A 2,033-nucleotide genomic window follows, 5' to 3' on the forward strand; every position below is an offset into this window, starting at 1 on the left:
ATCCAGACCAGTCCCCGAATCCCGCATTTTATGCCAAAGACGCCCGCGGCTGCCGCGCATACACCCCGGCGTGCTGGGCACGGATGCGCGCCCACTCTATCTTGAACCACGGCGTGAAGCGTTCCGGGCTCGCTTCGATCTCGGCATCGAGCGCATCCGGCGCGATGTAGCGGACCGCCGAAATCTCGTTGGCGTTGACCACCGGTGCCACATCGCTGCGGCCGGCATAGACCCAGCACAATTCGTGCTCGGCGCCGGTGGCGTCAAACTGCGCCTGGTACTGGAACTTGAACAGGAAATCGAAGCGGCACTCGAAGCCGAGTTCTTCCTTCAACCGGCGATGAATGGCGATATCCATGGTTTCGCCGCGGCGCGGATGGCTGCAGCAGGTGTTCGACCAGAACTGGCCCCACAGCCGCTTAGCCTCAGCGCGCTGCTGCAGCAGCAGTTCGCCGGCCGAATTGAACACGAACAGCGAGAACGCGCGGTGCAGGGTGCCGTGGCCCATGTGGGCTTCGGCCTTCAGCAGATAGCCGACTTCGTTGTCCTGCTCGTCGACCAGGATCAACGGCTCGTCGTCGAACGAGACGACCTCGTGCACGCCGCCGGCCCCAGCGTCCTTGGCCATCTTCATGTCACCCAATGCGCACCTCCAAGCCCGAATAACCCGCGTCACGCAGCGCGGCGATGACGCGCTCCGGATGTTCCGGCGCCAGCGCGATGATCGAACCGCCGCCGCCGCCGCCCGTCAGCTTGGCGCCGAGGGCGCCCTGCTCGCGGCAGATCTGCACCATTTCCTCGATTTCCCAGCTCGACACCCGCAGCGCATTGAGCAGACCGTGGCAGACATTCATCAGATCGCCAAGGCGCTCGAGCTGATAGTTCTGCACCGCGTCGACCCCTTGCAGGGTCAGCGCGTCGATCTGCCGGAAGATGTTCTCGTACAGCTCCGGGTTCTTCTGCCAGGCCGCACGCACGCCGCCCACGGTTTTCGCGGTCAGGCTTTCCTTGCCGGAAATGCCCACCACCAGCGGAATCGGCTTGCTCAGGTCCAGCGGCTTCATCAGCAGCGGCTGGCCTTCATGGGCGCGGCGATAGAGCAGCGGCTTGCCGAAGGTGGCGACGGTATTGTCGATGCCGCTCGGCGTGCCGTGCGCAACCTTCTCGCACTCGAAGGCCAGCGCGTTGATCTCGTCGTCGGTATGGCCAAGCTTGAAGTGCTGGTCGAGCGCGCGAATGACCGCCACCGCCATCGCCGCCGAGCCACCGAGGCCCATGCCGCGCGGCACGTTGGGGAACACTTCGATGCGCAAGGAACGCTCGGTCAAACCCAGCTTGTCGAAGACGATGCCGAGCGAGCGCTGGAACGAATCGCGATGCGCTGGATCCTTGTGCAGACGTGACTCGACGCCCCAGCGAGGGATGATCAGATCGACACCCGGATTGGCGCTGCCGCTGTCGCCGTCCTGCACGCTCGCCTCGATGGCCAGCGGCACCGGTGCGGCGATCGCATGGCTGCCGTAGACGACGGCATGCTCGCCCAACAGGATGATCTTGCCGTGGCCTTGCGAGCGCGGCGCATTCGACGTCGGCTCTTCGCTGCCCGCCTCCTGACGCATTGCTTTCTTGACCTGCACGACGATTTCCTGCGCCTTCCAGATCTTGATGTCGCCGCCCTCGATCAGGCGCTCGACCACGGTTTCGAAGATCTCCGGCGAGGCGCCGGCCGCCAGCGCCACCGAGCGTGCGTGCAAGGTCATGTGACCCTGCTGGATGCCTTCGGTGGCCAAGGCGCGGATCGCCGAGAAGTTCTGCGCCAAGCCGACCGTGCCCATCACCATCGCCAGTTCGCGCGCCGACGTGGCACCGAGCAGGCGGTGGTTCAGCGCGACGGTCGGGTTCGACTGCAGCGGACCGCCGACGGTGCCGACCTTCATCGGAATCTCGATCTCGCCGACCAGCGCGCCGTCGTCGCCCTTGTACCAGCGGGTCAGCGAGGTATAGCGGCCGGAGCGCGCGGCATAGGCATGGGC

2 protein-coding genes are annotated in these 2,033 nt (G+C 65.5%); both read right to left on the reverse strand.

The genetic code is table 11. The features are described 5' to 3' along the window. Positions 1 to 28 precede the first annotated feature (28 nt). Positions 29 to 634, reverse strand: a complete 606-nt coding sequence (idi, locus tag QZY06_RS08665) for an isopentenyl-diphosphate Delta-isomerase (RefSeq protein ID WP_295682924.1) — start codon at positions 632 to 634, stop codon at positions 29 to 31. A gap of 1 nt (position 635) precedes the next feature. Then, a partial coding sequence (gene mvk / locus QZY06_RS08670; protein ID WP_295682921.1) for a mevalonate kinase occupies positions 636 to 2,033 on the reverse strand: 1,398 nt, incomplete at its 5' end.

Origin of the sequence: uncultured Nevskia sp., assembly GCF_903885465.1 — a bacterium.
GTDB lineage: Bacteria > Pseudomonadota > Gammaproteobacteria > Nevskiales > Nevskiaceae > Nevskia.